The sequence below is a fragment of the Flavobacterium kochi genome, from assembly GCF_048286715.1.
Lineage (GTDB): Bacteria > Bacteroidota > Bacteroidia > Flavobacteriales > Flavobacteriaceae > Flavobacterium.
Genome location: NZ_JBLVPW010000007.1, coordinates 47375 through 73869, shown reverse-complemented (window position 1 = coordinate 73869; position 26495 = coordinate 47375). Strand labels below are relative to the sequence as shown.

The window sequence follows — 26495 nt, the reverse complement described above, 5'->3', positions numbered from 1 at the left end:
ATAATTAATTTTATGAAACGACATTCTTTTATAATACTTATTTGCCTAATTACTTTTTATTATTCTAATGCACAGAATATAAAATTTGAACATTATACTGACAATAATGGATTGTCTCATAACTCAGTGAGGCATATTGTTCAAGACAAGAAAGGCTTTTTATGGTTTGGCACTTTCTCGGGGCTTAACCGTTTTGATGGCTATCAATTTAAAACATACCTGAGCTCTTCACCAGGGGAAAATAAATTATATAATGATGATATAACGGCATTAGAACTGGACGAGACATCCAACAACCTATGGATAGGCACTAGAAAAGGCCTGACACTTTTTAAAATAGATACGCATGTTTTTACCACTTTTTTACCACAAAAAAATGACCCAAATAGTTTACCGGAGGAAGAGATCCGATCGGTTTATGTAGACAAATTTAAAAGAGTTTGGGTGGGGACTAAAACCCAGGGAATTTATATGTTTTTTTTGAAAGAAAACAGATTTGAAAAGATTCCAATTAAAGGCTTTGATTATGTAAAAGAAATTTTTGAAGATAGAAAAGGGAATATCTGGGTTGGCAGTTATGAGAAGGGATCTGTTGCAAAAATTACCTTAGATGCTAAAGGGGCTATTGTAAAAATTAATAACTATACGCTCTCCATTCCTAATTCTAATGTAAAAAACCCATACATTAATTTTATTTATGAAGACGCTAAGTCTGATATTTTTGTTGGAACCCGTCAGGGGCTATACAAATTAGATAAGGCAAGCGATACATTTATAAACCTGTATATTGAAAATAAAGAAACCAGAGATAGTTTAGGTCCTTATTTTTTGTCGGTGGCCCAAGCACCGGATGGTAAATATTGGGTGGGTACTTTAGGAGGCTTACTAGTATGTAATCAATTGGAAGATATTAATAAAGGCAATTATAAATGGTATTATTCCGTCCTGTCAGATGATACCTCTATAGTTGATAATTTAGTGTCAGCATTGTATTTTGATGCTTCCGGCGTGCTATGGATAGGAACAGAAGATGGATTGGATAAATATGATCCTTATGAAAATCAGTTTACCCTCAATAAAGATATATCGCGTTACATAGGTAATCAAGCCCCTCGTATTCGAGGTTTTTCTAAAACTTATGATGGAAAAGTGATTGTTGAAACAAGACATAACGGGCTTTTTATTTCCAATACGCACGGTTTTGTGCCATTGTATAATAATGCGAAGGATATGGCCAGTATTTACTCGGACGATGGGAAGATTTTTTATTGTGGTCTCTGGAATGGGAATGTATTAGTTTATGATTACAGTACCAATACATCAAAAGAGATAAATGTTGGATTTGAAACGGCACCAGTATTTGCTTTCACCAAGATTGGGGAACAAGCGGTAATGGTTGGCTCTTTTGGAGAAGGAGCTGTAATATTAAATACTAAAACTTTAGAGGTACAAGTTTCTCAAGGTAAATTGTTGCCGGGTTTTCAAATAAATGCACTAGAAAAAGATGCTGCAAATAATGTTTGGTTTGCCACAGAAACAGGTGTCGTAAAATATAGTATTAAATCGGGTAAAATTGAAACCTATAAGTCGCTTTCTAAAAAAGAAAATGGTATGCCTCACGATGACAATGTCAGTGATATTATGGTAGACAAAAAAGGAAAGATATGGGCTTCCACACGTTTTGGATTATGTCTTTATGATCCTTTAAAAAACAATTTTAAAACCATAACAGATCCTAAGGAACTCTCCGGAAAGTGGATTACAGACCTGTTATCAGATGCTAATGGAGATTTATGGTTAAACATAAATAACAATAGTATAGCAAGGCTTAATGCTAATTTAAAAGATATTAACGTATACCATGTAAATAGTGGAAACAGGCTGGATGTTTTTAGTTCTGGCGGTTTTTTTAATTTTAATAATTCCACCATTTATTTAGGAGGTAAAAATGGCATTATTTATTTTTCACCTCATGCAATGAAGAAAAATAAATGGTCACCGATGCCTATTATTACAGAATTCAAAATCCAGAATGAAGAGGTATTTCCAGGAATGGAGATTAACGGGCAAGTCCCTCTTTTAAATGATTTGAACTATGGTAAAAAGGTAACACTCAACTATAAAAACCGCAATTTTTCGCTTCAGTTTTCGACTCCATCATTTGCAAACGAAAAGCTTAACAAGTTTCAATATATGCTGGAGGGTTTTGATAAGCATTGGATTATTGCTAATAGTAATTCAAGAACTGTCCAATATACAAATCTTTACCCCGGTGATTATGTGTTTAAAATAAAATCCAGTAATAGTGACGGACATTGGAGCAAGGTAGTTTCTTATCAAATAAAGATTCTTCCTCCTTTTTGGTTAACACCAATTTCATTTTTAATAACTTTTTTACTGCTGTCTTTTATGTTTTATTTTATTAGGAGAGAAATTAAAAACCGAATCCGATTAAAACAAGAATTACTGACGGAAAAAGTAAATAGAGAACATGATGTTAAATTGAATAATGAGAAACTTCGATTTTTCACAAACATCTCCCATGAGTTAAGGACTCCTTTAACGCTTATTTTAGGGCCAGCTAAACAATTATTGGATGAAAGCAAAATTAATGCAACCGATTATGAAAAAAGCAGGTACAATCTTATTTATCAAAATGCCAGTAGGTTGTTAAACTTGGTAAATCAAGTACTCGATTTTAGAAAAGCACAGTCAGGTGAATTAAAACTTAAAGTTTCAAAAACAGATATTCTTGCCTATTCTAAAAATATTTTTGATTCTTTTAAAGAAATGGCTTACAACAAGAAAATTAAATTGAATTTTATTTCAGAAAGTGAAACAATTAGTGGTTGGATAGATAATGATAAATATGATAAAATTCTTTATAATCTTTTGTCTAATGCCTTAAAATTTACAAATAAATATGGAAATGTAGATTTGACTATTAGGTTAAAAGAGGGGGCTGAAGGAATATTATTTATTGAAGTAAGTGATAATGGAATAGGGATTCCTTTAAAAAGCCAGGAAAAAATCTTCAAACGATTTTATCAGGCTACAAATAGTAAAGCAAATAATACAGGATCAGGTATTGGTTTGTCGTTAGTAAAATCATTAGTAGCGCTTCACAAGGGATTCATAACAGTAGAAAGTACTCCAGGTAAAGGAAGTACATTTACGGTTGAAATTCCAATAGACCGCATTTCTTATGAAAGTAAAGAAGTATTTGAATACGCTTTGAAAAATGACAATCTAAGCATGCTTATTCCTGAAAAAACAGTTAAAAAAACAATCCAGAATACAGAGTTAAAACAAAAAATACTGGTTATTGAAGACAATATTGAACTTAGAAAATATTTAGTTGATTATTTATCAGATTATTATAAGGTTTACGATGCCGAAAATGGAGAAGAAGGTCTGAAAATTTGCAGGCAAATTAAACCTATCTTATGTGTTGCCGACGTTATGATGCCGGTTATGGGTGGACTCGAATTTTGTAAAGAACTAAAAAACGATGAGTTTATTAGCCATATACCGATTGTTTTATTAACCGCACTTGCTGAAAACGTAGATAAAGTTAAAGGGTATGACATGGGAGCTGATGGTTATTTGGTTAAACCATTTGAGCCTTTGTTACTAAAAACGGTCATTGAAAATATTATTAAATCAAGATTAGAACTGAAATTAAAATTCTCTGGAGAAGTAGAAAGTAATATAAGCTTACTTACCCATTCTCCAATTGATGAAGAGTTTATGGCAAAAATTACTGGTTTAATAAATAATAACCTGAGTGAGCTGGATTTGTCAACGGACTATCTATGCGATAAAATGGGAGTAAGCTCTTCAAAATTATATAGAAAAATTAAAGAACTAACCGATTTAGCTCCAAATGAATTTATTAGAACAATACGTTTAAAAAAATCCGCGGAACTTTTAAAAACAAAGAAATATAACGTTTCTGAAGTTACTAATTTAGTAGGATTTAATGATCCCTTATATTTCAGCAGATGTTTCAAAAAGCAGTTTGGTTTTCCGCCAAGTAAGCTGATTAATTAATTTTATTAATCCGTCTTTTATTAGTCACAGAAATAGTAAAAAAAAATGCTTAGCATTGATTAATCTGTGTGAATCTTTTTAATCTGTGGCAAATTAAAAAATAACATAAAATTAAATCTATCCATGTTTTTGATGTATTAGTCCATTTTGTTTTCTATTGGTAATTCTATTTTTGTCTTATAACTTTTAATTTTAAATCTAATGAAAAAGCCAATAGACACTGATAATCCATTGCATAATTTGGATGAATGGGAAGATGATTTATTAATACGATATCCCGATCCGTCTGAAAATAAAAAAGAAAAGGAGGAGTTTAGAAATTATGTCGATTCCGAAAGAGTAGAAACGGTTAAAGAGTTTTACAGAATAAATCATACGTATCAAACCTATGATTTTGTATGCAGTAAGGAAGAAGAATTTCTGCAGTTTAATAAAAAAGAAATGTCAATTTGGGAAGCGGTTGATTTTTTAAACACCCTTGTTGATGATAGCGATCCGGATATTGATTTAGATCAAACGCAGCATCTTCTGCAAACTTCTGAAGCAATTAGGGCAGATGGTCATCCTGATTGGTTTGTACTTACCGGTTTTATACATGATCTTGGGAAAATTTTATGTTTGTTTGGAGAACCGCAATGGGCAGTTGTTGGAGACACCTTTCCAGTTGGCTGTTCGTATTCAGATAAGATCGTATATCCAGAGTTTTTCAAAGAAAATCCAGATTATACAGATGAGAGATTCAATACTAAATTTGGGGTTTATTCTGAAAATTGTGGGCTTGATACAGTAAAAATGAGTTGGGGACATGATGAATATCTGTATCAAATAATGAAAGATTACTTGCCGGAGCCAGCCTTGTATATGATTAGATATCATTCCTTTTACTCACAGCATAAAGAGAATGCCTATACGCATTTAATGAACGGGAAAGATGTAGAAATGTTTGAATGGGTTAAAAAGTTTAATCCTTATGATTTATATACAAAGGCTCCTGATAAACCGGACGTTAAAGCGTTACTCCCTTATTATAAAGAGTTAGTAGCTAAGTATTTACCAGAAAAAATGAAGTTTTAAAATAAAAGTCACCATTTATTTTGATTATGTGCTTCTAATGAATTTTAGATTCTTTTCTAAGCAGCATTGCATTATAGTAAGAAAACGAGAATAAAAATAAAGGAAGAAAATCAAAACTAATACCTTATTATGCCTATTTGTAATTTACATCAAGAGTAGATAATTTACCATGTTGTTGCTTTTAACGGTTAAATTTTTACACTGTCAGTGACCGTCATTTTCATTTTAGTTGAACGTGACGGTTATAACAGACCACAAAGGGAATCAATAGTTGAAACATACTTTTAAATTACAATAGGAGTAATACTACTGTAAGTGGAAGATCAGTTTCTTTGGATCCTCTGCGAGGGTGTGTTGTGTTTTGGATGATGAAAAAAGTAACTGTTATTAAGTTTTTTTGAAACTTTAAAAACTTGTTTAGCCAATGAATAGAGCTTAATACTAAACATTTAAAATTAAATTTTTAAGCTACTAACCAAAAATTAACCAACCCAATTATGAATGTATTACAAACGGCAGATTATATTGTTTTTCTTATTTATTTCGTATTAGTTTCAGCTTACGGAATATATATTTATAAAAGAAAGAAAAAGGCTTCTACTACTTCCAAAGATTTTTTTTTAGCCGAAGGATCACTTACATGGTGGGCCATTGGAGCATCATTGATAGCATCTAATATTTCTGCGGAGCATTTTATAGGCATGAGTGGTTCAGGTTTTGCACTTGGATTGGCCATCGCTTCTTACGAATGGATGGCTGCTGCAACATTAATTTTGGTAGCCATATTTATTGTGCCGGTATATCTTAAAAATAAGATATTCACGATGCCACAATTTTTGGCAAAAAGATATAATGATACCGTGAGTACCATAATGGCCATAATTTGGTTATTGATATATGTGTTTGTAAATCTTACTTCCATTATCTACTTAGGTGCTTTGGCTATTTCATCTATCGCACCAATTAGTTTTGAATTTTGTATCATGGGATTGAGTTTGTTTTCAATTATAGTTACTTTAGGAGGAATGAAGGTAATAGGATATACTGATATTTTTCAAGTTATGGTATTGATACTTGGAGGGTTGGTTACTACTTACTTGTCACTAACTTTGTTGTCGGAGCAGTTTGGTTTTGGAAAAGACATTCTTAAAGGTCTTTCTATTTTGGGAGACAAAGCGCCCGGTCATTTTCATATGATATTTGATAAATCGAACCCTCATTATGCTGAACTACCTGGGATGTCTGTGCTCATAGGTGGTATGCTTATCAATAATTTGGCATATTGGGGTTGCAATCAGTATATTGTTCAAAGAGCTTTGGGTGCTGATTTGAAAACGGCCCGCAAAGGTATTTTGTTTGCTGCTTTTTTAAAATTATTAGTTCCTGTTATTGCAGTTTTACCGGGTATTGCCATGTATGTAATGCACCAAAATGGGATGTTTCAACAAGAAATGGTCGATGCTTCAGGGGTTTTGAAACCTGATCATGCTTATCCAACATTGATGAATTTATTGCCAGCCGGATTAAAAGGAATAGCCTTGGCAGCTTTAACAGCAGCAATTGTTGCCTCTTTGGCAGGTAAAGCCAATAGTATTTCCACAATTTTTTCTTTGGACATTTATAAAAAATATTTTAACAAAGACGCAACGGAAAGAAAATTGGTCATTACCGGAAGATGGTGCGTAATAATTTCTATGTTTATTGCCGCTATTGTTGCTCCCGCATTAAAAACATTAGACCAAGCCTATCAGTTCATACAAGAGTATGTTGGTTTCTTTTCACCAGGAGTTCTTGCTATTTTTTTATTGGGAATGTTTTGGAAGAAGACAACTGCCACAGCAGGGCTGGCCGGTGCATTGCTAACAGTGCCTATTGCCGTTGTATTAAAGTTCCTGCCTATGTGGACTAATGGTTTTTTTCCTGATTATCCTTTTTTAGACAGAATGACCATCGCTTTCTTTTCAATAGTATTCATAATGATGGTAATTAGTCTCTTAAATCATGAATCCGAACATCAACATGAAACACACAAGATAGAAGTGGATAAATCAATGTTTAAAGTATCCTCGGAGTTTGTTATTGGATCATTCATTATTAGCGGGATATTAGTAGCGTTATATACTGTTTTTTGGTAATTTTTTTTTAACAGTTCTTATCAAGTTGAGATGGTTTAATGCAAGTAGAACCGTATGTTTTTAAGGTACTGTCTTAAATAATTTTAAAATTTATAAACGAGAATAAAATGATTATGAGTAATAATAACAAAGGGAATTTTAAAGAGTTATGTTATTTTGTTTCTTGTTCAACTAAGTTTTAACGTGGAAATGCATGCCAATAAAAGAAAAGATTATTTTGGTCACGGATTTTGGTGCTGTGGCGCGTTCGATGTATAATAGTTTTAAAAAAAAACAGTAAATATAAAAGTATGATTTTGAGTCTTTTAATCAGGGCTATTTTGAGCTTTTAATAAATAAAAATAAATGATAAAGAAACCTATAATTGCCCTGATCTTTTTTTGTATTTCATTGACTACTGTAGCGCAAAAAGTATATGATATCAAAAAATATGGAGCCAAAGGAGATGGTAAAACGAATGATGCAGTTGCAATTCAAAAAGCAATAGATGCCTGCAGTAAAACAGGTGGACAGGTACTGATACCAGCTCCGTTTACATTTCTGACAGGGCCATTTAACGTGAAATCGGGAATTGATCTGCATATCGAAGCGGGAGCTAAACTATTAGCAAGTCCGGACGAAAAGCTATACGTCAAAAGTGCTTTTCGTGCTAATCCCGGAGAAGGCACAATCTGGATTGGTGGAGAAAATATAGAGAATTTCAGCATTAGTGGCACGGGTCAGATAGATGGAAATGGAATTTCTTTTATGGGAGAGGAATTGGCAGATTCCTATGTTTTGAAACCTTTTACAGGTTTGGATCCAAGACCTCACGTATTGACCATCATTGGCGGAAAAAATATCAGAATACGAGACATTCATATAGGAAATTCGGCTTATTGGACTGTTCACCTTATCGGCTGTAACGACGTAGTAATTAGCGGAATTACACTGCTGAACAGTTTAAAAGTACGGAATAGCGATGGTATTGACTTAGATCATTCAAAGAATGTTCGGATTAGTGATTGTTATATCGAAAGTGGGGATGATTGCATTTGCCTAAAAAACAGGAGAGAGTTTGAAGAGTTTGGCGCTTGCGAAAACATAACAGTTACTAATTGCACTATGACCAGCAGCAGTTGTGCCATTAAGATAGGTTCCGAAAATATGGATGCTATCAGACAGGTGGTGTTTAATAATTGCATTATTAAAAATAGTAATCGTGGGGTAGGCATTCAAAATCGGGATGAAGGAACGGTGAGCGATGTCATTTTCTCTAACATAATTATTGAAGGCCGTCTAACCACTGATACATGGTGGGGAAAAGCAGAACCTATTTATGTGACGGCTTTTAGTCGCGCAAGCGGAAACCATAAAGATGCAAACTGGCGATTTCCAAAAGGAGCTACGGAAGGGAAAGTTGGGACAATAAGTAATATTTATTTTTCCAATATTCAATGTGCTGGAGAAAATGGTGTCTATGTTAGCGGGGAAACTAAGGATAAAATTAAAAATATAGTTTTTGAAGGAGTTACTGTTTCTATCGATAAAACTTCTAGTTTTCCTGGGGGAATTTATGATCGTCGCCCATCAAAAGTGGATGGTTTTGTTAAAGGCAGTACATCAGGATTTTATTTTGATACTGCAGAAAATATAAAAGTTCAGAATTGCTCAGTGAGTTGGGGAAAGAATAAACAAGATTATTTCAAATATGCTGTTGAAAGCAAAAATGTAACTGTTTTGAAAGTGAGTAATTTAGATGGAGAATCAGCTTTTCCGGATAAATATGAAGCTGTGAAAAAACAATAAGGTGTTTTTAAAATAGAGATAATATGACTGTAATAATTTATGATAGAAATATCAGAAAAAAAGTAAAATGGTAACGTTTTTTCTTGGTCCTTTATAATAGAATAGAGGTATTTAAAAACAATATAAGAAATGTAATAGGAAAGTTTTCCTGTTAATGAACAGTTGATCTAAAATAAAATTGAAATAGCACTATGGAGGAAATGTTGATTCAGAAGTCTAATCGTTTTTTATCTCTTGATGTTTTCAGAGGGCTGACGATCTGTTTAATGATTGTTGTAAATACACCGGGTACCGGTGCAAATTTATATTCTTATTTGGTTCATACCGATTGGTTTGGGTTTACTCTCGCTGATTTGGTTTTCCCTTCGTTTCTCTTTGCTATGGGCAATGCCATGAGTTTTTCAATGGGGAAACTAAAGTCAGCCCCTCCGGGTTTTGTGTGGAAAAAAATTTTGAGGCGAACATTTCTTATTTTTCTGATTGGTTATTTAATGTATTGGTTTCCTTTTTTTCAACAAGGACCAGATGGCATATGGAAATTAAAACCCATCAGTGAAACCCGCATTATGGGTGTATTGCAGCGCATTGCCTTATGTTATTTTTTTGCCTCGGTTATTTTTTACTATTTTTCAAGGAAAACGGCCTTGATCTTATCAGGCATTATTTTATTGACCTATTGGATAATTCTGTATTTGTTTGGAGAATCGGGAGGAGCGTTGGGAATGGCTACAAATGCCGTAACTCGGTTAGATGTATCGTTATTAGGTACAGGGCATATTTACAAAAAAGACAGTATACCCTTTGATCCTGAAGGTATTTTAAGTACGTTACCATCTATTGTCAATGTACTTGCCGGGTACATCGCAGGGGTCTTTGTGCAGCAAAAAGGAAAGACGTATGAAGGCATCGCCAAGTTACTTGTAATAGGATTTGTTTTAAGTTCTCTGGCACTTTGGTGGGATTTGATTTTTCCAATTTCAAAAAAACTTTGGACAAGCTCATTTGTACTCTATACCATTGGGTTAGATTTATCAATAATGGCTATTTTAATTTATGCTGTTGAAATACAAAAAGTGAAGTTTGGTATTGGGTTTTTTGATGTTTTTGGAAAAAACCCTTTATTTATTTATCTTTTTTCGGAGTTGTTCTACATGGTCTTACGCCTTATTCCAACCAATTCCGGATTAGATCTTTTTGAATGGGTAAGTAAAAGGGTTTTTCAAAATATTTTCCCTGGGGCATTTGGGTCTTTGGTTACGGCATTAGTATTTATGTTATTGTGTTGGTCATTAGGGTGGTGGCTCAATAAAAAACGCATTTATATTAAAATATAAAGGAAGAGGTCCTCCTTGTCACAATATCGCAGAAGAGGATAGGATTTCTTCATCATGTGGACGCTATTTGCGTTATCGAGTTTTGCGGATGCAGTTGCAAGGCACAGGTGAAATACCCATTTAAAAAATACAGTGCCTGGTCCTGAAAAACCACTGAAAAACAGTTTTTTTTATTTTAATTTCTTTGTAATTCTTTCAATTAGCTTATTTTTATAAAAAAATAGGATTCATGACTTTTTTCTTCAAACCTTTCCTGCTCCTTTGTTGTTTTTTCTGGATTGTTTCCTGTAAATCGCAAGCTGCGATTTCAATTATTGAAGAGAAAAATAGTCCAGTCAGCAGGGATAGCACATTTGTAAATTTAAGAGATTATAGTCAGGATTTTGTCTATGATATGAAGTATGCAACTGCAGATAATTTCCTAAAAGTAAAAGTATATGATTGTGCCGAATGCTTTTTACGGTTAAAAACTGTTAATGCACTGGTTGAAGCGAATAAAAAATTTATAAAGAAAGGGTATAAAATCAAAATTTTTGATTGCTACCGCCCTTTAGATATTCAAAAAAGGATGTGGAAAATTGTTCCGAATCCGGAATATGTAGCCAATCCTGCTAAAGGTTCTATTCACAATAGAGGAGGAGCAGTAGATATTACGCTAGTTGACAAAAATGGAAAAGAACTGGACATGGGAACTTCCTTTGATTTTTTTGGAATCGAAGCCAGTCACAATTATTTAAACGTATCTGCAGAAATTAAAAAAAATAGGGAATTGCTAAAAAAAATAATGATTCAAAAAGGTTTTAATTCTTTTGATTCGGAATGGTGGCATTATAATTTAAAATCCGCTCTGAAAGATAATGTTTCTAATGCCAAATGGAATTGTGATTAACTTATTCGATACAATGTATCGTATTCATAAAATAGGTTTCAGGTTGATAGGTCTCATTGTTTAACTCCGATTTAAATTCTTTTTTAAGGACATAATCTTCAGTATCCGTTAAATATTTAATTCTCATCATCGAAACGGGAGAGCTTTTTAATTCTTCAAAGCTGTTTTTGAGGAACATAAACGATCCCGATATTACCCTATTGTCATACCCTTTCTCATCACGAATCATAGTCCCACAATTCTCTTGATCAATATGCAGTAAGGTTATTATTTTTCCGTTATTTAATTGTAAAAATAATTTTGAATTTTTATCAAAACAGTTCGCTTTAATGAATCCTTTGCTTTTTTGAATTAGCTGTACATTTAGTGTTGGCATCCCATCGGTTAATGCTAAAGAATAGAAAATATAACTGGAATTCCCGGCAAAATTCTTCTCGCAAATCATGTATTCTTTCGTTGCTTTATACGTTCCGATGGAATCGGTTACGTTTACGCTGTAATCACATGTTTTTTGAGCAAATAAATTAAGACTGAATGCGAATAGTAGGCAGGTAATTATAGATTTCATTTTTATTTTATTTTGGTGCAAATTAAAACTATTTTCTGATTATTTTGATCAGTTGTAAAAAAACAATAGACATTTCCACCCTCTTTTATTTTCCATTTTTTTCGAATGCCTTCTACGGTATCGGGAAAATTTCGGGTTGTAATATTGGCTTTGGTATTTTCTAAATACATTTTCATTTCTGTTTTGCTATAAGGAATGGCATTTTGAATTTCAAAAACTCTTCCCGGAAAAGAAATTAAATGATCAGAGGTATATAAATGCGAATGCTTATGGAGTTTATTTAGGTTGTAAAATGTGCCTACTTGATCAAATCCGCCGGATTTCATTATGGCACTATTGGGCTCGTATAAATATTTTTGAGGTAAACCAAAGACCGGTAATTTAGTCTGGTAATCCAAAATAAAGTCGAATGTTTCGCTCCTGTCCTTTAAAAGATTAATTGTTTTTATATTTATTTTTCCAGTATAGCCTCGGTGCAATTCCCATACTAATTCTTTTACTTCATTTTCAAGCGCTACGATATGGATTGTTTTTACGTTTTGTAATTCCAATAGCCCAGCCGAAAGATCCAGTAGGGGAGCTGTTTTTATCATAATAGCATTCGAATTATTAAAATAAAAGTTCAAATTTTCAGGAACATTAGGCAAGCAATCTTTGAGCATGAATACTTTTCCTTTGGCATCATTTCTTCTGGAAGGGTCAATGTAGATCCAGTCCCATTTGCTATTTAAAGTCTTTAAGGTAACCAAACTGTCTCCCGCATAGCAAGTGATGTTGGGAACATTTAATTGCTCAAAATTGTGTTTGACAAGATAGGATAGTTCTGGATTGATTTCGCAATGACTAACACTAGTTATTTTCTTTGCAAAATAATAATCATCAACTCCAAAACCTCCTGTCAGATCAATTAAGCGTTCTCCTGAAACGATTGAAGCTTTATAGGAAGCTGTTTTTTCAGATGAAGTTTGCTCTATTGATAGTTTACTTGGATAAATGATGTTTTTGGCAGAAAACCAGTTAGGCAATTTATCTTTTGCTTTTGTTTTGGCTTCAATTTGGTTCAAAACGACAATCCAATCCACATTTGGAAATGGATTTTTTTGAAGGGCTAATTTTGAAATTGGAAGGCCAATATTTTTTTCTATAAATTCTTGAATTTCAATATTTAGAATCATTAAATCCAAAGTTAAATATCTTTAGTTAAGAGTTGAATAATTTTGTTCTCTGGGAAGAATTCTTTACCTATTACTTTTATTATCGTATATAAAGGAACTGCTATAATCATGCCCAGTATACCAAAAAGGAAACCAGCTATTAGTATCACAAGAAATATTTCTAACGGATGTGAGCTTACGCTTTTTGAAAAAATAATGGGCTGGGATATATTATTATCAAGGATCTGAACGATCCAGAAACCGATTAAAACATAAATTGTAGTTGGTAAAATTTCTGATTGAAAATCACTTCCTAAATTACTCATCATCGTTAAAATCGCTGCTAGTAGTGATGCTATCAATGGACCAACGTAAGGGATGATATTTAAAACGGCACATAAAAAAGCAATGACAATTGCATTTGGAGCTCCAAAAAGGAGTAATACAATCAGGTATAAAATAAAAACGATAAATAATTGAAGCAGTAATCCAATAAAATAGCGAGACAACAGGTGATTTATTTTATCTAAGGAATTTAAAATTTGATCTTCATGACTGTCAGGAATTAGTTTTTTAGCTCCATTTTTAAATAACAATTGGTCTTTTAAAAAGAAAAAAGTAATAAAAAGTACCGAAGCCAATCCCATTCCAAAACTACTAATGGTACCCAAAATTGCATTTATAAAATTTGGAATAAAATTAAAATTCAATTTTGAAGCATAATTAGTTTCCGTAAGTAATTTGGAGGAATCAATATGATGACTTTCCAGGAATGCAGCTATCTGATGAATCAATTGAAGAATGTTTTTTTCAATTTCGGCAGTATTCAAAAGCGATAAATTTTGCCCCTGAGATAAAATCAAAGGAATAAACATCATTATAAATCCAGCTATAATAAGGACAAAAATCAATACTGTTGCAATTGTAGCAAATACATGTTTGAATTTTAATCTTCTTTTAAAAAAATCTAAAATTGGATTGCCAATTAAGGTAAGAATTAAAGCTACTACAAGGTAGATCAGAACCGACTGAATTTGATATAAAAAATAAAGTGCTACAGCTACCAAAACAATTATAGTAAATGCCCTTACTATTCCGTTAGCTATAATTTTTGATGTAGTCATTTATATTCTTTTAGGATATAAAGATAAAAAAACTCGCTAATAAGTAGCGAGTTTTGAATTCTAAAATCTAAAAAATTATATGCCAAAACCCGCTCTTGCTCCGCCGGAAACGAATAAAGCAGCCATTCTGGCTTTTTGACCATTGGTGAACATATACATTCCTTTGTCATCCGTGTAATCCATGTAGTTCATAGTCATTTCATTATGAGTTGGTAAACATAGGCTTACAAAAGGATAGGGTGGGACACCAAAGTTTGCGGTTTTGTGAACAGGAGTGTCTGAAACCAAATCATTTCCACAAGAGGCGTCTCCCCAAATATGCCTGAGGTTCATCCAGTGACCTACTTCATGAGATGCAGTCCTTCCTAAATTGTAAGGAGCACTGGCAGGGCTTGACAAACCAAAATAGAAAGAATCAATGACAACTCCATCAGTTGCTAATGAACCCCCGGGAAATTGGGCATATCCCAAAATACCACCTCCAATAGTACAGGCCCAAATATTTAAAGTTGTAGCTGGTGAGGTGGCATCTATTCCGCCCCTTTTTGAATTTTTCATAGCATCTTTAGTCCCCCACGATGTCTTAGTTGTAGCTTTTCTAACCGTATTTACCAATTGAAAAGTGATACCCACACTAGCTGCTACGCCAGCAAACTCAGTCGGAATGTCCCTGAAATCAGAATTAGTGGCAGTAAAATCTTTATTTAAGACATCAATTTGAGATTGTATCTGGGCATCAGAGATATTTTCAGCAGCAGTTCTGGACAACACATTTACGACTACCGGAATTACAATTTTACCATTCACTAATTTATTGGTCAGCATTGCTTTTTGTGTAAAAGCTTCAATTTGATTCATTCTTAGAATCAAGGTAGGATCAGCTTTTAATTGTTCCATTAATACATCCTGAGAAGCGCAGGAACGGCGTGCAGTAGCATTTGGTGTGGAGGAAGTTAATTCAGTCTGGTCATTTTGACAGGAGAAAAGCATTGTAAATGCCACTGCGAATAGAATAATTTTTTTCATAATAGTAGTGTTTACGTTATAAATTATTGTTTGTCAGGTAAATGAGTAGCAATTTACGATTATTATTTGTCATGTATCAATGATTGAGACTAATTTTTTAGTACAATATTATGATGTGTGACAAGGTGGTTTGGTGCAGGTTGGATATTTTAATAATTCAAAAAAAAACCCGCTAACAAGTAGCGAGTTTTATTCTAAAATCTAAAAAAAAAAATTATATACCGAAACCTGCTCTTGCTCCGCCAGAAACGAATAAAGCAGACATTCTCGCTTTTTGACCATTGGTGAACATAAACATTCCTCTATCGTCAGTATAATCCATGTAGTTCATGGTCATTTCGTTATGAGCTGGTAAGCAAGTACTTACGTAAGGGTAGGTAGGTACGCCAAAGTTGGAAGTTTTGTGAACCGGAGTGTCAGAAACCAAATCGTCCCCACAAGATGCATCACCCCAAATGTGTCTGAGGTTCATCCAGTGACCTACTTCATGAGATGCCGTTCTTCCTAAATTGTAAGGATAACTGGAAGCGCTTGATAAACCAAAATAGAAAGAATCAATTACAACCCCGTCCGTTGCCAAAGAACCACCAGGAAATTGTGCATATCCTAAGATCCCGCCACCAATGGTACAAGCCCACATATTTAAGGTTGTTGTTGGTGAAGTCGGGTCTATTCCTCCTTGTTTTGATTTTTTCATTGCATCTCTGGTTCCCCATGAAGTTTTAGTAGTTGATTTTCTATTGATTTGCACCAATTCGAAAGTAATGCCAACATTTGCAGCAACACCGGCAAACTCTGCAGGAGTACTACTAAAATCAGGATTTGTAGCAGTGTAATCTTTGTTCAGTACATCAATTTGCGATTGTATCTGAGCGTCAGAGATATTTTCTGCTGCAGTTTTGTACAAGACATTGACAACTACCGGAATTACAACTTTACCATTCACTAATTTGTTGGTTAGCATTGATTTTTGTGTAAAAGCTTCAATCTGGTTCATTCTTAAAGCCAAAGTAGGATCAGCTTTTAATTGTTCCGCTAACACATCTTGGGAAGCGCATGAGCGGCGTGCAGTAGCATTTGTTGCTGTTGATTCTGTTTGGTCATTTTGACAAGAGAATAGCATCAAGAATGCTGTTGCAGTTAAAAGAATTTTTTTCATAATAATACTGGTTTTTTGTTATAAAAAATTGATTTGGGTTAATAATAATGCAATTTTATAACAAATAATCCTGTAAAACAAATTTTTTTAAATAAAATTTAAGAATTAACTATAACGATATAGTTGGTGCGGTATAAGCGATTATCTAAGGGTTTTATTCTTTATTTATAAGCTCGTATAAGGCAATACTTGTAGCTTGGACGACATTCATGCTGCTGTTTTCTCCAAACATATTGATGTGTACAGTCTGATTTGAGATGGTTAAAATTTCATTACAAATACCATTTATTTCACTGCCTACTATTAGAGCTATTTTTTTTGAAGTGGGAATGACTATTTCCTGAAGCGGTTTGCTCGTGTTTGTAATCTCTAATGCAATAATTTCATAATTAGTTGCGAGCAAATAATCAATCAGTTCTTTGGTTTCACCAATTACAGAGTAGGGAATATGCAGATGGGTACTTCGGGAAGTTTTATTTATTTTTCTCGGATTAAGAGGGATGTTTTTTCCTAAGAAGATTATTTTTTCGACACCAAAAGCTTCACTTATTCTAAAGAGTGAACCAATATTCCGTTGAAAATAAATATTATCACACACCAATGTAATGGGAAATGTTTTTCTGTCAAACGAAATGTCCTGATGTCCTAGCTGCACGATTCAAATTAATTATTAAAGATATAACTGATAATATTAGCGCCCATTTTTAGTGCTTTTTCGCGAACATCTGATGGGTCGTTATGTACTTCAGGATCTTCCCAACCATCTCCTAAGTCACATTCGAAAGTATAAAGAAGAACTAATTTATTTGCGATGAATATTCCAAAAGCCTGTGGTCTTTTTCCATCGTGCTCGTGTATTTTTGGTAATCCGTTAATGAAAAGATATGGTTTTTGAAAGAGAGCATGATTGGCAGGAATTTCGACTAAATCATTATTTGGAAATATTTTCTTTATTTCTTTTCTAATGTATTGATCCATACCATAATTATCATCAATGTGAAGAAAACCTCCGGCAAGTAAATAATTTCTAAGGTTGATGACATCAGCCTCACTAAAAACAACATTTCCGTGACCAGTCATGTGAACGAATGGATAGGAAAGTAAATCCGGACTTGCTGGCTCTACAGTTCCTGGTCGGGGTTTTATTTTGGTATTGATATTGGTATTGCAGTATTTGATTAAATTGGGTAATGAAGTAGGATTAGCATACCAATCTCCTCCACCGCTATACTTTAATAATGCGATTTCCTGCGAAAAGGAGGCGGCAGAAATTAATAGTAATAAATAATATGCTTTTTTCATAACTATAAATTCAGAATCATTACTTCTTATGCTTCATTAATAAAAACTACGCTATGACAGGCGACAATTGCTGCAGTTTCAGTTCGTAGTCGGGTATTTCCCAAAGACACGGGAATGTAATTGCTATCCAGTGCCAATTCGATTTCTTTTTCTGTAAAATCACCTTCAGGTCCTATTAATAAGGTGACATTTTTATTTGGTTCTAATGCAGATTTCAACGTTTTTTTATTGGTGTCCTCACAATGAGCTATAAAATTAAAACCTTCCTGTTTTTGTTTAACAAACTCTTTGAATGAGATCGCCTCATTCAATTTTGGAAGAAACAATTCATTAGACTGCTTCATAGCTGCCAATATAATTTTATCATATCTTTCGTTATTAATTACTTTCCTTTCGGAACGATCGCAAATAATAGGTGTGATTTCATGAATGCCAATTTCAGTTGCCTTCTCCAAAAACCACTCAAAACGATCATTCATTTTAGTGGGTGCAACCGCTAAATGCAGATGAAATTTTGAAGGTGCCGACTTTTCGAAAGAAATGATTTTTACCGTGCATTTATTGTCGGAAGCTAATGTAATTTCTGTTTTAAATAGATACCCTAAACCATTGGTTACATTTAAAATATCACTATCTTTTTTACGTAATACTTTAATAATATGTTTGCTTTCTTCTTTGTCAAAAGAAAAGTTCTCAGTGGTCTCGTTGATCGTTGGATTATAAAATAATTGCATAATTTAGAATTGTATTCTTGCTTTAGAAACTACAGATGAAGTTTCAAAATTTCCAGTTAAAAATTTTTGGTAACCTACAATTCCAATCATTGCAGCATTATCCGTGGTGTACTCAAATTTGGGAACAAATGTTTTCCAGCCATATTTATTTTCGGCTTCCGCCAAAGCGTTTCTTATTCCTGAATTGGCTGAAACTCCTCCGCCAATTGCTATTTGTTTTATTCCTGTTTCCTTTACAGCTAACTGTAATTTATCCATTAGAATTTCAATGATTGTATATTGAATGGAAGCACAAATGTCATTTAGGTTTTCATCAATAAAATTTGGATACTCTAGTTTTTTCTTTTGAATAAAATATAAAATAGCGGTTTTTAAACCCGAAAAGCTAAAGTCTAAACCAGGAACTTTTGGTTTTGTAAAAGCAAAAGCTCTTGGATTGCCTAATTGAGCGTATTTATCAATCAAAGGCCCACCAGGATAAGGAAGTCCGAGTATTTTTGCGCTTTTATCAAAAGCTTCTCCTACGGCATCATCGGTAGTTTCACCTATAATTGTCATATCAAAGAAATCATTCACTCTGACAATTTGCGTATGCCCACCACTTATGGTCAGGGCCAGAAAGGGAAAGGTAGGCTTTTCAAACCCTTCTTCATGAATAAAATGCGCTAAAATATGGGCATGCATGTGATTTACGGCAATCAAAGGGATTTTTAAAGCTAATGACAATGATTTAGCAAATGAACTTCCTACCAGAAGGGAACCCATCAATCCGGGACCTTGGGTAAAAGCAATTGCTGACAACTGTTCTTTTTGTATATTTGCTTTTTGAAGTGCTGCATCAATAACGGGAACTATATTTTGTTGGTGCGCACGAGAGGCAAGTTCAGGAACAACACCGCCATATTGATTGTGAATCAATTGATTAGCGACTATGTTTGACAGAACTTTGTCCTTTTGTAAAACAGCTGCTGCCGTATCGTCACAAGAACTTTCGATAGCAAGAATAAAAACCTCGGGATTTTGCATAAAAAGGCACAAATTTTGAATTATATTTGACAATCCTATGTAAAAAGTGTTTTTTTACATAAAAAGCCAAAATTAAAGAATTTTTATTTAAGCTGCTGTTGTTTCCAAAAGCAAAATAAATTTTTATAAAAAATAAAAAAATCAATCGGTATCAAAAAATTTAAAAAAATAGTATTTCGTTCCCTACTTGGACTAATCCTACTTTTATTGCTGCTCGGTATAGCACTTTCAATGCCTTATGTTCAAACAAAAATTGCTCAATATTTTGTCCGCAGTATAAATAAGGACTTCGGGACAAATATTGCTATTGACGGAGTTGCAGTATCTGTTTTTGGGGGGGTAAAATTCAAAAAAGTATTAATCGTCGATCATCATAAGGATACCCTTATTTATGCGGATAGAATTAAAACCAATATTTTAGACGGGAAACGATTGTTGGATGGTGATTTGATTTTTGGTGAAGTGCGTTTAGATGGATTGTTATTCAATCTGAAAACCTATAAAAATGAAAAACAGACCAATCTGGATAAGTTTATTGCTGCTTTTGGTAAGGGGAAGCCGTCGAAGAAGCATTTTTTGTTGTCCGCTAAAGACGCTTATATTACCAAAGGGCATTTTATTTTAACTGATGAGAATCTGGAAATCTCAAAAAATATCGATTTCACTAAGGTAAATGCCAATATTTCTGATTTTCTAATGTATGGACCTGATGTAAGTACCACTATTCATAAAATGTCATTTTTAGATCATCGTGGGTTGTATGTGGTGAATTTGAGTTCAAAATTCAGTTATACCAAGAAGCAAATAAAATTAGAGAATTTAGATTTATTGACTAAAGAATCAGTACTAAAAGGTACTGTTTCGATGCGTTATAAAATTGAAGACTTTTCTAAATTTACAGATAAAGTGTTCTTTGATGTAACCCTTGATAAAGCTTCATTAGCTTCAAATGATATTCGTTATTTTTATAAAGAGTTAGGTAAGAATCAGCATTTCTATACAGAAGCACATATCAAAGGAACTCTTAATGATTTAAAAGTTACAAACTTAAAATTAGTTGATGCTAGACACACACAGATTAAAGGGAATATAAATTTCAAGAATCTTTTCGCTAATAAGGAGCAAAAGTTTTATATGTATGCAAAATTTGATAAGCTTTCCTCCAGTTACGATAATCTGATTGTTGTACTTCCGGATATTCTTGGGAAAAAATTACCAACTACATTAAAAAAATTAGGAAAATTCTCAGCGGTAGGGAGTACTCAAATTACAACTAGCACAATTGAGGCCCGTTTTTCTATGACTACAGAATTGGGTAAAGTGCAATCGAATTTAAAAATGAAAAATATAGATGTTATTGATAAAGCATCTTATGTTGGGAAAGTTATTTTGGAAAATTTTGACATTGGGACTTTATTCGAAAGGAAAGACATTGGGAGAGTAAGTATGAATATTGATGTTGATGGAAAAGGTTTTAAAGAAAAATATTTGGACACGGCCATAAAAGGAGATGTTTCTAAAATTGACTTTCAGAATTATACCTATACTAATGTTGTTGTAAACGGTACTTTTAAAATGCCCAATTACAAAGGTCAGGTTTCTGTTAATGACCCCAATTTAAGTATGACATTTGATGGGTTATTGGATTTAAGTAAAAAAGACAGCAGATATGATTTTCATATTAATGTGGAGAATGCGGACTTGCATAAATTACATTTAGTAAAAGACTCTGTTTCTGTCTTTAAAGGGGATGTTGTGGTTCAGGCTTCGGGAAATACTATAGAAAACCTTGAAGGGAATTTCTATATCAACAAAACTTCGTATCAAAATGTAAAGGGAATTTATAATTTTGATGATTTTGCAATAAGTTCGACTTTTGATCAAAAGAGAGTACGAACAATAACGGTAAATTCTCCTGACATTGTTCAGGGTGAGCTGGTTGGTAAATATGAATTCAGCCAGTTAAAAAACATGATTACCAATTCTTTAGGAAGTCTTTATACCAATTACAAACCAACAAGGGTAAAAAAGGGTCAGTTTCTTAAATTTGATTTTACTATTTATAATAAAATTATTGAAATATTTTATCCCGAAATTTCTATTGGTTCCAATACTATTGTTAAAGGAAATATTAATTCAGATAATCAGGAATTCAAGCTCAATTTTAATTCGCCTAAAATCATTGCTTCGGATAATACTTTTGATAATATCAGAATTTCGGTCGATAATAAAAACCCACTTTATAACGCATATATTGAATTAGATAGTATAAAAACTAAATATTATAAAATTAGGGATTTTAGTTTGATAAATGTAACCATGAAAGATACCTTATTCTTTCGTTCTGAATTTAAAGGAGGGGTAACTGGGGGGGATTACTATAATTTAAATTTATATCATACTATAAATAAGGACAATAAAAATGTAGTAGGCATTAGTAAATCCGAAATTAAATTTAAGGATTATCTGTGGTTTTTGAATGCAAAAGATACGCCTGATAATCAAATTGTTTTTGATAAGGCATTTAAAAACTTCACTATTGATAACATCATATTGTCTCATGAAGATCAGGAAATTTCACTGATGGGAGATTTAAAAGATACTTCTTATAAAGATTTAAAACTGACTTTTAAAGATGTGGATCTTAATAAAATTACTCCGGATAACGAAAAATTTATTTTTAATGGAAATATCAATGGAGAAGTAAATTATAAACAAAATAAAAATGTTTATCAGCCAACAGCTTCCATAGTAATCGATCATCTGAATTTGAATAAAACGGATTTGGGTGTTTTGAATTTCGATATCGAAGGGGATGAAAGTTTTAAAAAGTTTACAATAAATTCTACTATCGAAAATGAAAATGTAGAATCCTTCAACGCGGACGGAAATTTTGAAATCGTCAACAAGGAAACAATTTTGGATTTAAAACTAAAATTCGAAAAATTCAATTTGGGGACATTGAGCGCATTGGGTGGTGACGTTTTATCCAATATAAGAGGATCTGTATCCGGGAATTCAATCATTCAGGGTAATCTGAAAAAGCCTGAAATCAATGGGCGGCTTTTTGTCGATAATGCAGGAGTAACCATTCCGTATTTGAATGTAGATTATGAATTGAAAGATAAAACCATCGTTGATTTGGCTGATGAAAAGTTTTTGTTCAGAAATAATACATTAACGGATACAAAATACGGCACAAAAGGGACTTTGAATGGAAGTATCGAACATAAAAATTTTACTGACTGGAAATTGGATTTAAGTATTAATTCGAAAAGACTTTTAGCTTTAGATACAAAAGACAGTGATGACGCCGCTTATTATGGCACTGCTTTTATAGACGGTACCGCAACAATAAAAGGACCTACGAATTCTTTATTTATTAAAGTGGATGCCAAATCAGAAAAAGGAACTGCAATAAAAATACCGATTAATAATGCGGAAAGTGTAAGTGATAATAAATTTATTCATTTTGTGACCGCTAAAGAAAAGTACAATATAGAAAAGGGGATTTTTGAGAATACCAGAAATTATAACGGACTTGAATTAGAGTTTGATTTTGATATTACGCCAAATGCGGAAGTGGAAGTTATTTTAGATAGAAATACAGGACACGGAATGAAAGGGAAAGGTTTTGGATCTTTATTGTTTAAGATAAATACCTTAGGTAAATTCAATATGTGGGGAGATTTCCAGGCCTATGAAGGAACCTATAACTTTAAATATGGTGGATTAATCGATAAAAAGTTTGCTGTCAAAAAAGGAGGTTCAATTACTTGGGAGGGTAATCCTATGAAAGCACAACTGAATCTTGAAGCGGTTTATAAAACTACTGCAAATCCTGCGGTATTATTAGAAAATTCGTCGTTTAATACTAAGGTCCCAGTTGAAGTGATTATAGGTCTTCGTGGTGATTTAACGAGTCCTGAGCCAGATTTTAATATAGAATTTCCAACGGTCAGTAATGTTTTGAAGTCGGAGATTCAATACAAGTTGAATGATAAGGACGTTAGACAGACTCAAGCGTTGTATTTATTATCGTCAGGTGGGTTTTTAAGTCCGGAAGGCGTAAACCAATCTGATTTTTCCGGAAGTTTATTTGAAACGGCAACCAGTTTATTAGGAGGGATAATTCAAACGGATAATGAAAAATTTAAAGTGGGAATCAATTTTGTCTCTGCCGATAAAAGAATTGGAAGAGAAACTGACGGAAGATTTGTTGCGACTATTTCATCAAAAATCAATGAAAGGATTACGATTAATGGTAAAGTAGGAGTTCCTTTTGGAGGAATAAATGAGTCCGCAATTGTGGGCGATTTAGAGGTTCTTTATAGAGTTAATGAGGATGGCACTATGAATTTACGTCTCTTTAATAAAGAAAATGATATTAATTACATCGGTCAGGGGGTAGGATATACACAAGGTTTAGGGGTTTCTTATGAAGTAGATTTTGATACTTTTAAAGAACTGGTAAATAAAATATTTAAGAAACACCATCTGGAGAGGGAAGTTATAATAAACAGTGAAGATCAGGATTCTAATTTATCACCGGATTATATTAATTTTTCAAAACCCAAAAAGCCGGCTACAGAAAAACAAAAAACGAATCAGGAAGCTATAATTCCGAATGAAGATTAATACATTTGTCATCACAATGCCTTAATTAGAATAGTAAAGCATAATCAGATACGTACTGCTTTTAGAAGTGCCTGAATAATTGTTTTGTGATTTTCTGGAATGAGTTCGGATCGTACCGTAACGAAAAGTAACAGTACGATCCAATAGTTATAATTTGTATCTAATTAGTACTAATCCTAAAAGGAAGGATAAAAATCTTATTAATTGTTAATTATCAAATTATAATTGATTTTTTTTTAATTTTGTTAAATAAAATAGGTTTTATTTTGGTTTTTTAAAAACTTATTAACGAAAACGTTTGAATTTGGGGTACTTTACTAATTTATAAAAAATGCAGCTTTAAAAGTGCTGAATGTTTGCTAATTTTACACTTTAATACTTAAATAATGCCAAAAACAATAAAAAAGGTTGGTGTTCTAACCTCAGGTGGAGATTCACCAGGAATGAATGCAGCAATACGATCAGTTGTTCGAACATGCGCTTATCATAATATAGAATGCATAGGAATATACAGAGGATACCAGGGAATGATTGAAGGTGACTTCAAAGAAATGGGACCTCGTAGTGTAAACAACATTGTAAACAAAGGCGGGACGATTTTAAAATCAGCTCGTTCTACAGAATTCAGAACCCCTGAAGGCAGGAAAAAAGCCCATGAACATCTTGTAAAAGCAGGAATTGATGCTTTAGTTGTAATAGGAGGAGACGGAACTTTTACCGGAGGCCTCATATTTAATAATGAGTTTGACTTTCCGGTTATGGGGATTCCAGGAACTATTGATAATGATATTTTTGGAACAAGCCATACTTTAGGATACGACACTGCATTAAATACAGTAGTGGATGTAATCGATAAAATTAGGGATACAGCAAGTTCTCATAACCGTTTATTCTTTGTAGAGGTAATGGGAAGGGATGCGGGTCATATTGCATTGAATGCGGGAATTGGAGCTGGAGCTGAAGAAATTCTGATCCCGGAAGAAGATTTAGGATTGGAAAGATTATTAGAATCATTACAAAAAAGTAAAGCTTCAGGAAAATCTTCCAGTATAGTAGTGATTGCAGAAGGTGACAAAATTGGCAAAAACGTATTCGAACTAAAAGATTATGTTGAAGCTAATTTACCGGAATATGATGTGAGAGTTTCTGTTCTGGGTCATATGCAGCGCGGTGGTTCACCATCATGTTTCGATAGGGTTTTGGCCAGTAGATTAGGAGTTAAAGCGGTTGAATCACTATTGGAAGGTAAATCATGTTATATGGTTGGTCTGCAAAGTGAAAAAGTTGCCTTGACACCGCTGGAACAAGCGATAAAAGGCAAAACTGAAATTGACAGAGAGTTATTAAGAGTTTCAGATATAATGTCAACATAGAAGTGATTAAAGTTTAGTGTGAGAAAATTAGACTTGATATAAGTTAAAATAAATACAAACAAAAATTAGAGTAAAATGTCAAAAGTAAAATTAGGAATAAACGGTTTTGGAAGAATTGGAAGAATTGTTTTCAGAGAATCTTTCAACAGAGATAATGTAGAAGTTGTAGCTATCAACGATTTATTAGAAGTAGATCACTTAGCTTATTTATTAAAATATGATTCAGTTCATGGTCGTTTCAATGGAACTGTTGAAGTAAAAGAAGGAAAACTTTATGTGAACGGAAAAAATATCCGTATTACAGCGGAAAAAAATCCTGCAGACTTAAAATGGAATGAAGTAGATGTTGATGTAGTTGCTGAATGTACCGGTTTCTTCACTACTATTGAAACTGCGCAAGCACACATTACAGGTGGTGCTAAAAAAGTTATTATATCTGCACCTTCTGCTGACGCACCAATGTTTGTAATGGGAGTAAACCATGATAAAGCTTTAGCAACTGATACAGTTGTATCTAATGCATCTTGTACTACTAACTGTTTGGCCCCATTAGCTAAAGTTATTAATGATAACTTTGGAATTGTTGAAGCTTTAATGACTACTGTTCACGCAACAACTTCAACTCAAATGACTACTGATGGTCCTTCTAGAAAAGACTGGAGAGGTGGACGTGCTGCTTCATGTAACATCATCCCATCTTCTACAGGTGCTGCTAAAGCAGTAGGGAAAGTTATTCCTTCATTGAACGGAAAATTAACAGGTATGTCAATGCGTGTTCCTACAACTGATGTTTCTGTAGTTGATTTAACTGTAAAAGTTGAAAAAGAAACTACTTACGATGAAATTATGGCTGTATTGAAAAATGCTTCTGAAACTACAATGAAAGGTATTTTAGGATATACTGAAGATTTAGTTGTTTCTCAGGATTTCGTTTCTGATTCAAGAACATCAATCATTGATGCTAATGCAGGAATTGGTTTGAATTCGACTTTTTTCAAAATTATATCTTGGTATGATAATGAATACGGATATTCTAGCAAATTAATTGATTTGTCTGTACACATTGCAGGTTTAAAATAATTCTTTATATTTACAAATCCCGTTATATTATATTTAAC

Annotated in this window: 18 protein-coding genes; 9 read left to right on the top strand and 9 right to left on the bottom strand. The window is 33.1% G+C overall.

The genetic code is table 11. The features are described 5' to 3' along the window. Positions 1-12 precede the first annotated feature (12 nt). The 6 genes from ACNQGH_RS08085 (at position 13) to ACNQGH_RS08060 (ending at position 11273) form a co-directional block, all read left to right on the top strand. The gene (locus ACNQGH_RS08085; RefSeq protein WP_417955472.1) at positions 13-4053 is read left to right on the top strand and encodes a hybrid sensor histidine kinase/response regulator transcription factor; all 4041 of its coding nucleotides are present in this window, start codon (positions 13-15) and stop codon (positions 4051-4053) included. A gap of 201 nt (positions 4054-4254) precedes the next feature. Beyond that, positions 4255-5127 (top strand): inositol oxygenase family protein, encoded by an 873-nt coding sequence (locus ACNQGH_RS08080; protein ID WP_417955471.1) that lies wholly within the window; start codon positions 4255-4257, stop codon positions 5125-5127. A 497-nt stretch (positions 5128-5624) separates the two neighbouring features. After that, positions 5625-7262, top strand: a complete 1638-nt coding sequence (locus ACNQGH_RS08075) for a sodium:solute symporter family transporter (protein WP_417955470.1) — start codon at positions 5625-5627, stop codon at positions 7260-7262. Between the two features lie 345 nt (positions 7263-7607). Beyond that, the gene (locus tag ACNQGH_RS08070; protein WP_417955469.1) at positions 7608-9050 is read left to right on the top strand and encodes a glycoside hydrolase family 28 protein; all 1443 of its coding nucleotides are present in this window, start codon (positions 7608-7610) and stop codon (positions 9048-9050) included. A gap of 191 nt (positions 9051-9241) precedes the next feature. After that, the gene (locus ACNQGH_RS08065) at positions 9242-10384 is read left to right on the top strand and encodes an acyltransferase family protein (RefSeq protein ID WP_417955468.1); all 1143 of its coding nucleotides are present in this window, start codon (positions 9242-9244) and stop codon (positions 10382-10384) included. A 229-nt stretch (positions 10385-10613) separates the two neighbouring features. Then, on the top strand, positions 10614-11273 hold the full coding sequence (locus ACNQGH_RS08060; RefSeq protein WP_417955467.1) for a M15 family metallopeptidase: 660 nt from the start codon (positions 10614-10616) through the stop codon (positions 11271-11273). Between the two features lies 1 nt (position 11274). On the opposite strand, the gene ACNQGH_RS08055 is transcribed toward ACNQGH_RS08060, so the two are convergent. The 9 genes from ACNQGH_RS08055 to tsaD form a co-directional block, all read right to left on the bottom strand. Next, positions 11275-11841 (bottom strand): hypothetical protein, encoded by a 567-nt coding sequence (locus ACNQGH_RS08055; protein WP_417955466.1) that lies wholly within the window; start codon positions 11839-11841, stop codon positions 11275-11277. A 2-nt stretch (positions 11842-11843) separates the two neighbouring features. Further along, entirely contained in the window at positions 11844-13016 is a 1173-nt protein-coding gene (locus ACNQGH_RS08050; protein WP_417955465.1) for a class I SAM-dependent methyltransferase, read from the bottom strand. Positions 13017-13027: 11 nt separating this feature from the next. Further along, entirely contained in the window at positions 13028-14119 is a 1092-nt protein-coding gene (locus ACNQGH_RS08045; protein ID WP_417955464.1) for an AI-2E family transporter, read from the bottom strand. A gap of 75 nt (positions 14120-14194) precedes the next feature. Continuing rightward, positions 14195-15145, bottom strand: coding sequence for a zinc metalloprotease (locus ACNQGH_RS08040; protein ID WP_417955463.1), 951 nt, complete (start codon positions 15143-15145; stop codon positions 14195-14197). A gap of 214 nt (positions 15146-15359) precedes the next feature. Further along, positions 15360-16304, bottom strand: coding sequence for a zinc metalloprotease (locus tag ACNQGH_RS08035; protein ID WP_417955462.1), 945 nt, complete (start codon positions 16302-16304; stop codon positions 15360-15362). 154 nt (positions 16305-16458) lie between these two features. Further along, entirely contained in the window at positions 16459-16959 is a 501-nt protein-coding gene (locus ACNQGH_RS08030) for a TrmH family RNA methyltransferase (protein ID WP_417955461.1), read from the bottom strand. An 8-nt stretch (positions 16960-16967) separates the two neighbouring features. Further along, positions 16968-17606 carry a DUF4159 domain-containing protein gene (locus tag ACNQGH_RS08025; RefSeq protein ID WP_417955460.1) on the bottom strand — a complete coding sequence of 213 codons (639 nt, stop codon included), beginning with the start codon at positions 17604-17606 and terminating at the stop codon, positions 16968-16970. A gap of 26 nt (positions 17607-17632) precedes the next feature. Further along, positions 17633-18340, bottom strand: a complete 708-nt coding sequence (locus ACNQGH_RS08020; RefSeq protein WP_417955459.1) for a 16S rRNA (uracil(1498)-N(3))-methyltransferase — start codon at positions 18338-18340, stop codon at positions 17633-17635. Positions 18341-18343: 3 nt separating this feature from the next. Then, positions 18344-19366, bottom strand: coding sequence for a tRNA (adenosine(37)-N6)-threonylcarbamoyltransferase complex transferase subunit TsaD (gene tsaD / locus ACNQGH_RS08015; protein WP_417955458.1), 1023 nt, complete (start codon positions 19364-19366; stop codon positions 18344-18346). Positions 19367-19597: 231 nt separating this feature from the next. On the opposite strand from tsaD, the gene ACNQGH_RS08010 reads away from it, so the two are divergent. The 3 genes from ACNQGH_RS08010 (at position 19598) to gap (ending at position 26457) form a co-directional block, all read left to right on the top strand. Beyond that, complete coding sequence (locus tag ACNQGH_RS08010) at positions 19598-24004, top strand: translocation/assembly module TamB domain-containing protein (protein ID WP_417955582.1); 4407 nt, start codon at positions 19598-19600, stop codon at positions 24002-24004. Positions 24005-24390: 386 nt separating this feature from the next. After that, positions 24391-25377: a 6-phosphofructokinase gene (gene pfkA, locus ACNQGH_RS08005; protein ID WP_417955457.1), complete on the top strand. Its 987-nt coding sequence runs from the start codon at positions 24391-24393 to the stop codon at positions 25375-25377. A 75-nt stretch (positions 25378-25452) separates the two neighbouring features. Then, on the top strand, positions 25453-26457 hold the full coding sequence (gap, locus tag ACNQGH_RS08000; RefSeq protein WP_417955456.1) for a type I glyceraldehyde-3-phosphate dehydrogenase: 1005 nt from the start codon (positions 25453-25455) through the stop codon (positions 26455-26457). Positions 26458-26495 lie beyond the last annotated feature (38 nt).

Coding starts and splice junctions, on each gene's coding strand:
- ACNQGH_RS08035 (WP_417955462.1), bottom strand. CDS start 16,304: ATGAAAAAAATTCTTTTAACTGCAACAGCATTCTTGATGCTATTCTCT.
- gap (WP_417955456.1), top strand. CDS start 25,453: ATGTCAAAAGTAAAATTAGGAATAAACGGTTTTGGAAGAATTGGAAGA.
- ACNQGH_RS08050 (WP_417955465.1), bottom strand. CDS start 13,016: ATGATTCTAAATATTGAAATTCAAGAATTTATAGAAAAAAATATTGGC.
- ACNQGH_RS08070 (WP_417955469.1), top strand. CDS start 7,608: ATGATAAAGAAACCTATAATTGCCCTGATCTTTTTTTGTATTTCATTG.
- ACNQGH_RS08080 (WP_417955471.1), top strand. CDS start 4,255: ATGAAAAAGCCAATAGACACTGATAATCCATTGCATAATTTGGATGAA.
- tsaD (WP_417955458.1), bottom strand. CDS start 19,366: ATGCAAAATCCCGAGGTTTTTATTCTTGCTATCGAAAGTTCTTGTGAC.
- ACNQGH_RS08085 (WP_417955472.1), top strand. CDS start 13: ATGAAACGACATTCTTTTATAATACTTATTTGCCTAATTACTTTTTAT.
- ACNQGH_RS08075 (WP_417955470.1), top strand. CDS start 5,625: ATGAATGTATTACAAACGGCAGATTATATTGTTTTTCTTATTTATTTC.
- ACNQGH_RS08045 (WP_417955464.1), bottom strand. CDS start 14,119: ATGACTACATCAAAAATTATAGCTAACGGAATAGTAAGGGCATTTACT.
- ACNQGH_RS08025 (WP_417955460.1), bottom strand. CDS start 17,606: ATGAAAAAAGCATATTATTTATTACTATTAATTTCTGCCGCCTCCTTT.
- ACNQGH_RS08020 (WP_417955459.1), bottom strand. CDS start 18,340: ATGCAATTATTTTATAATCCAACGATCAACGAGACCACTGAGAACTTT.
- ACNQGH_RS08065 (WP_417955468.1), top strand. CDS start 9,242: ATGGAGGAAATGTTGATTCAGAAGTCTAATCGTTTTTTATCTCTTGAT.
- ACNQGH_RS08055 (WP_417955466.1), bottom strand. CDS start 11,841: ATGAAATCTATAATTACCTGCCTACTATTCGCATTCAGTCTTAATTTA.
- ACNQGH_RS08040 (WP_417955463.1), bottom strand. CDS start 15,145: ATGAAAAAAATTATTCTATTCGCAGTGGCATTTACAATGCTTTTCTCC.
- ACNQGH_RS08060 (WP_417955467.1), top strand. CDS start 10,614: ATGACTTTTTTCTTCAAACCTTTCCTGCTCCTTTGTTGTTTTTTCTGG.
- pfkA (WP_417955457.1), top strand. CDS start 24,391: ATGCCAAAAACAATAAAAAAGGTTGGTGTTCTAACCTCAGGTGGAGAT.
- ACNQGH_RS08010 (WP_417955582.1), top strand. CDS start 19,598: ATGCCTTATGTTCAAACAAAAATTGCTCAATATTTTGTCCGCAGTATA.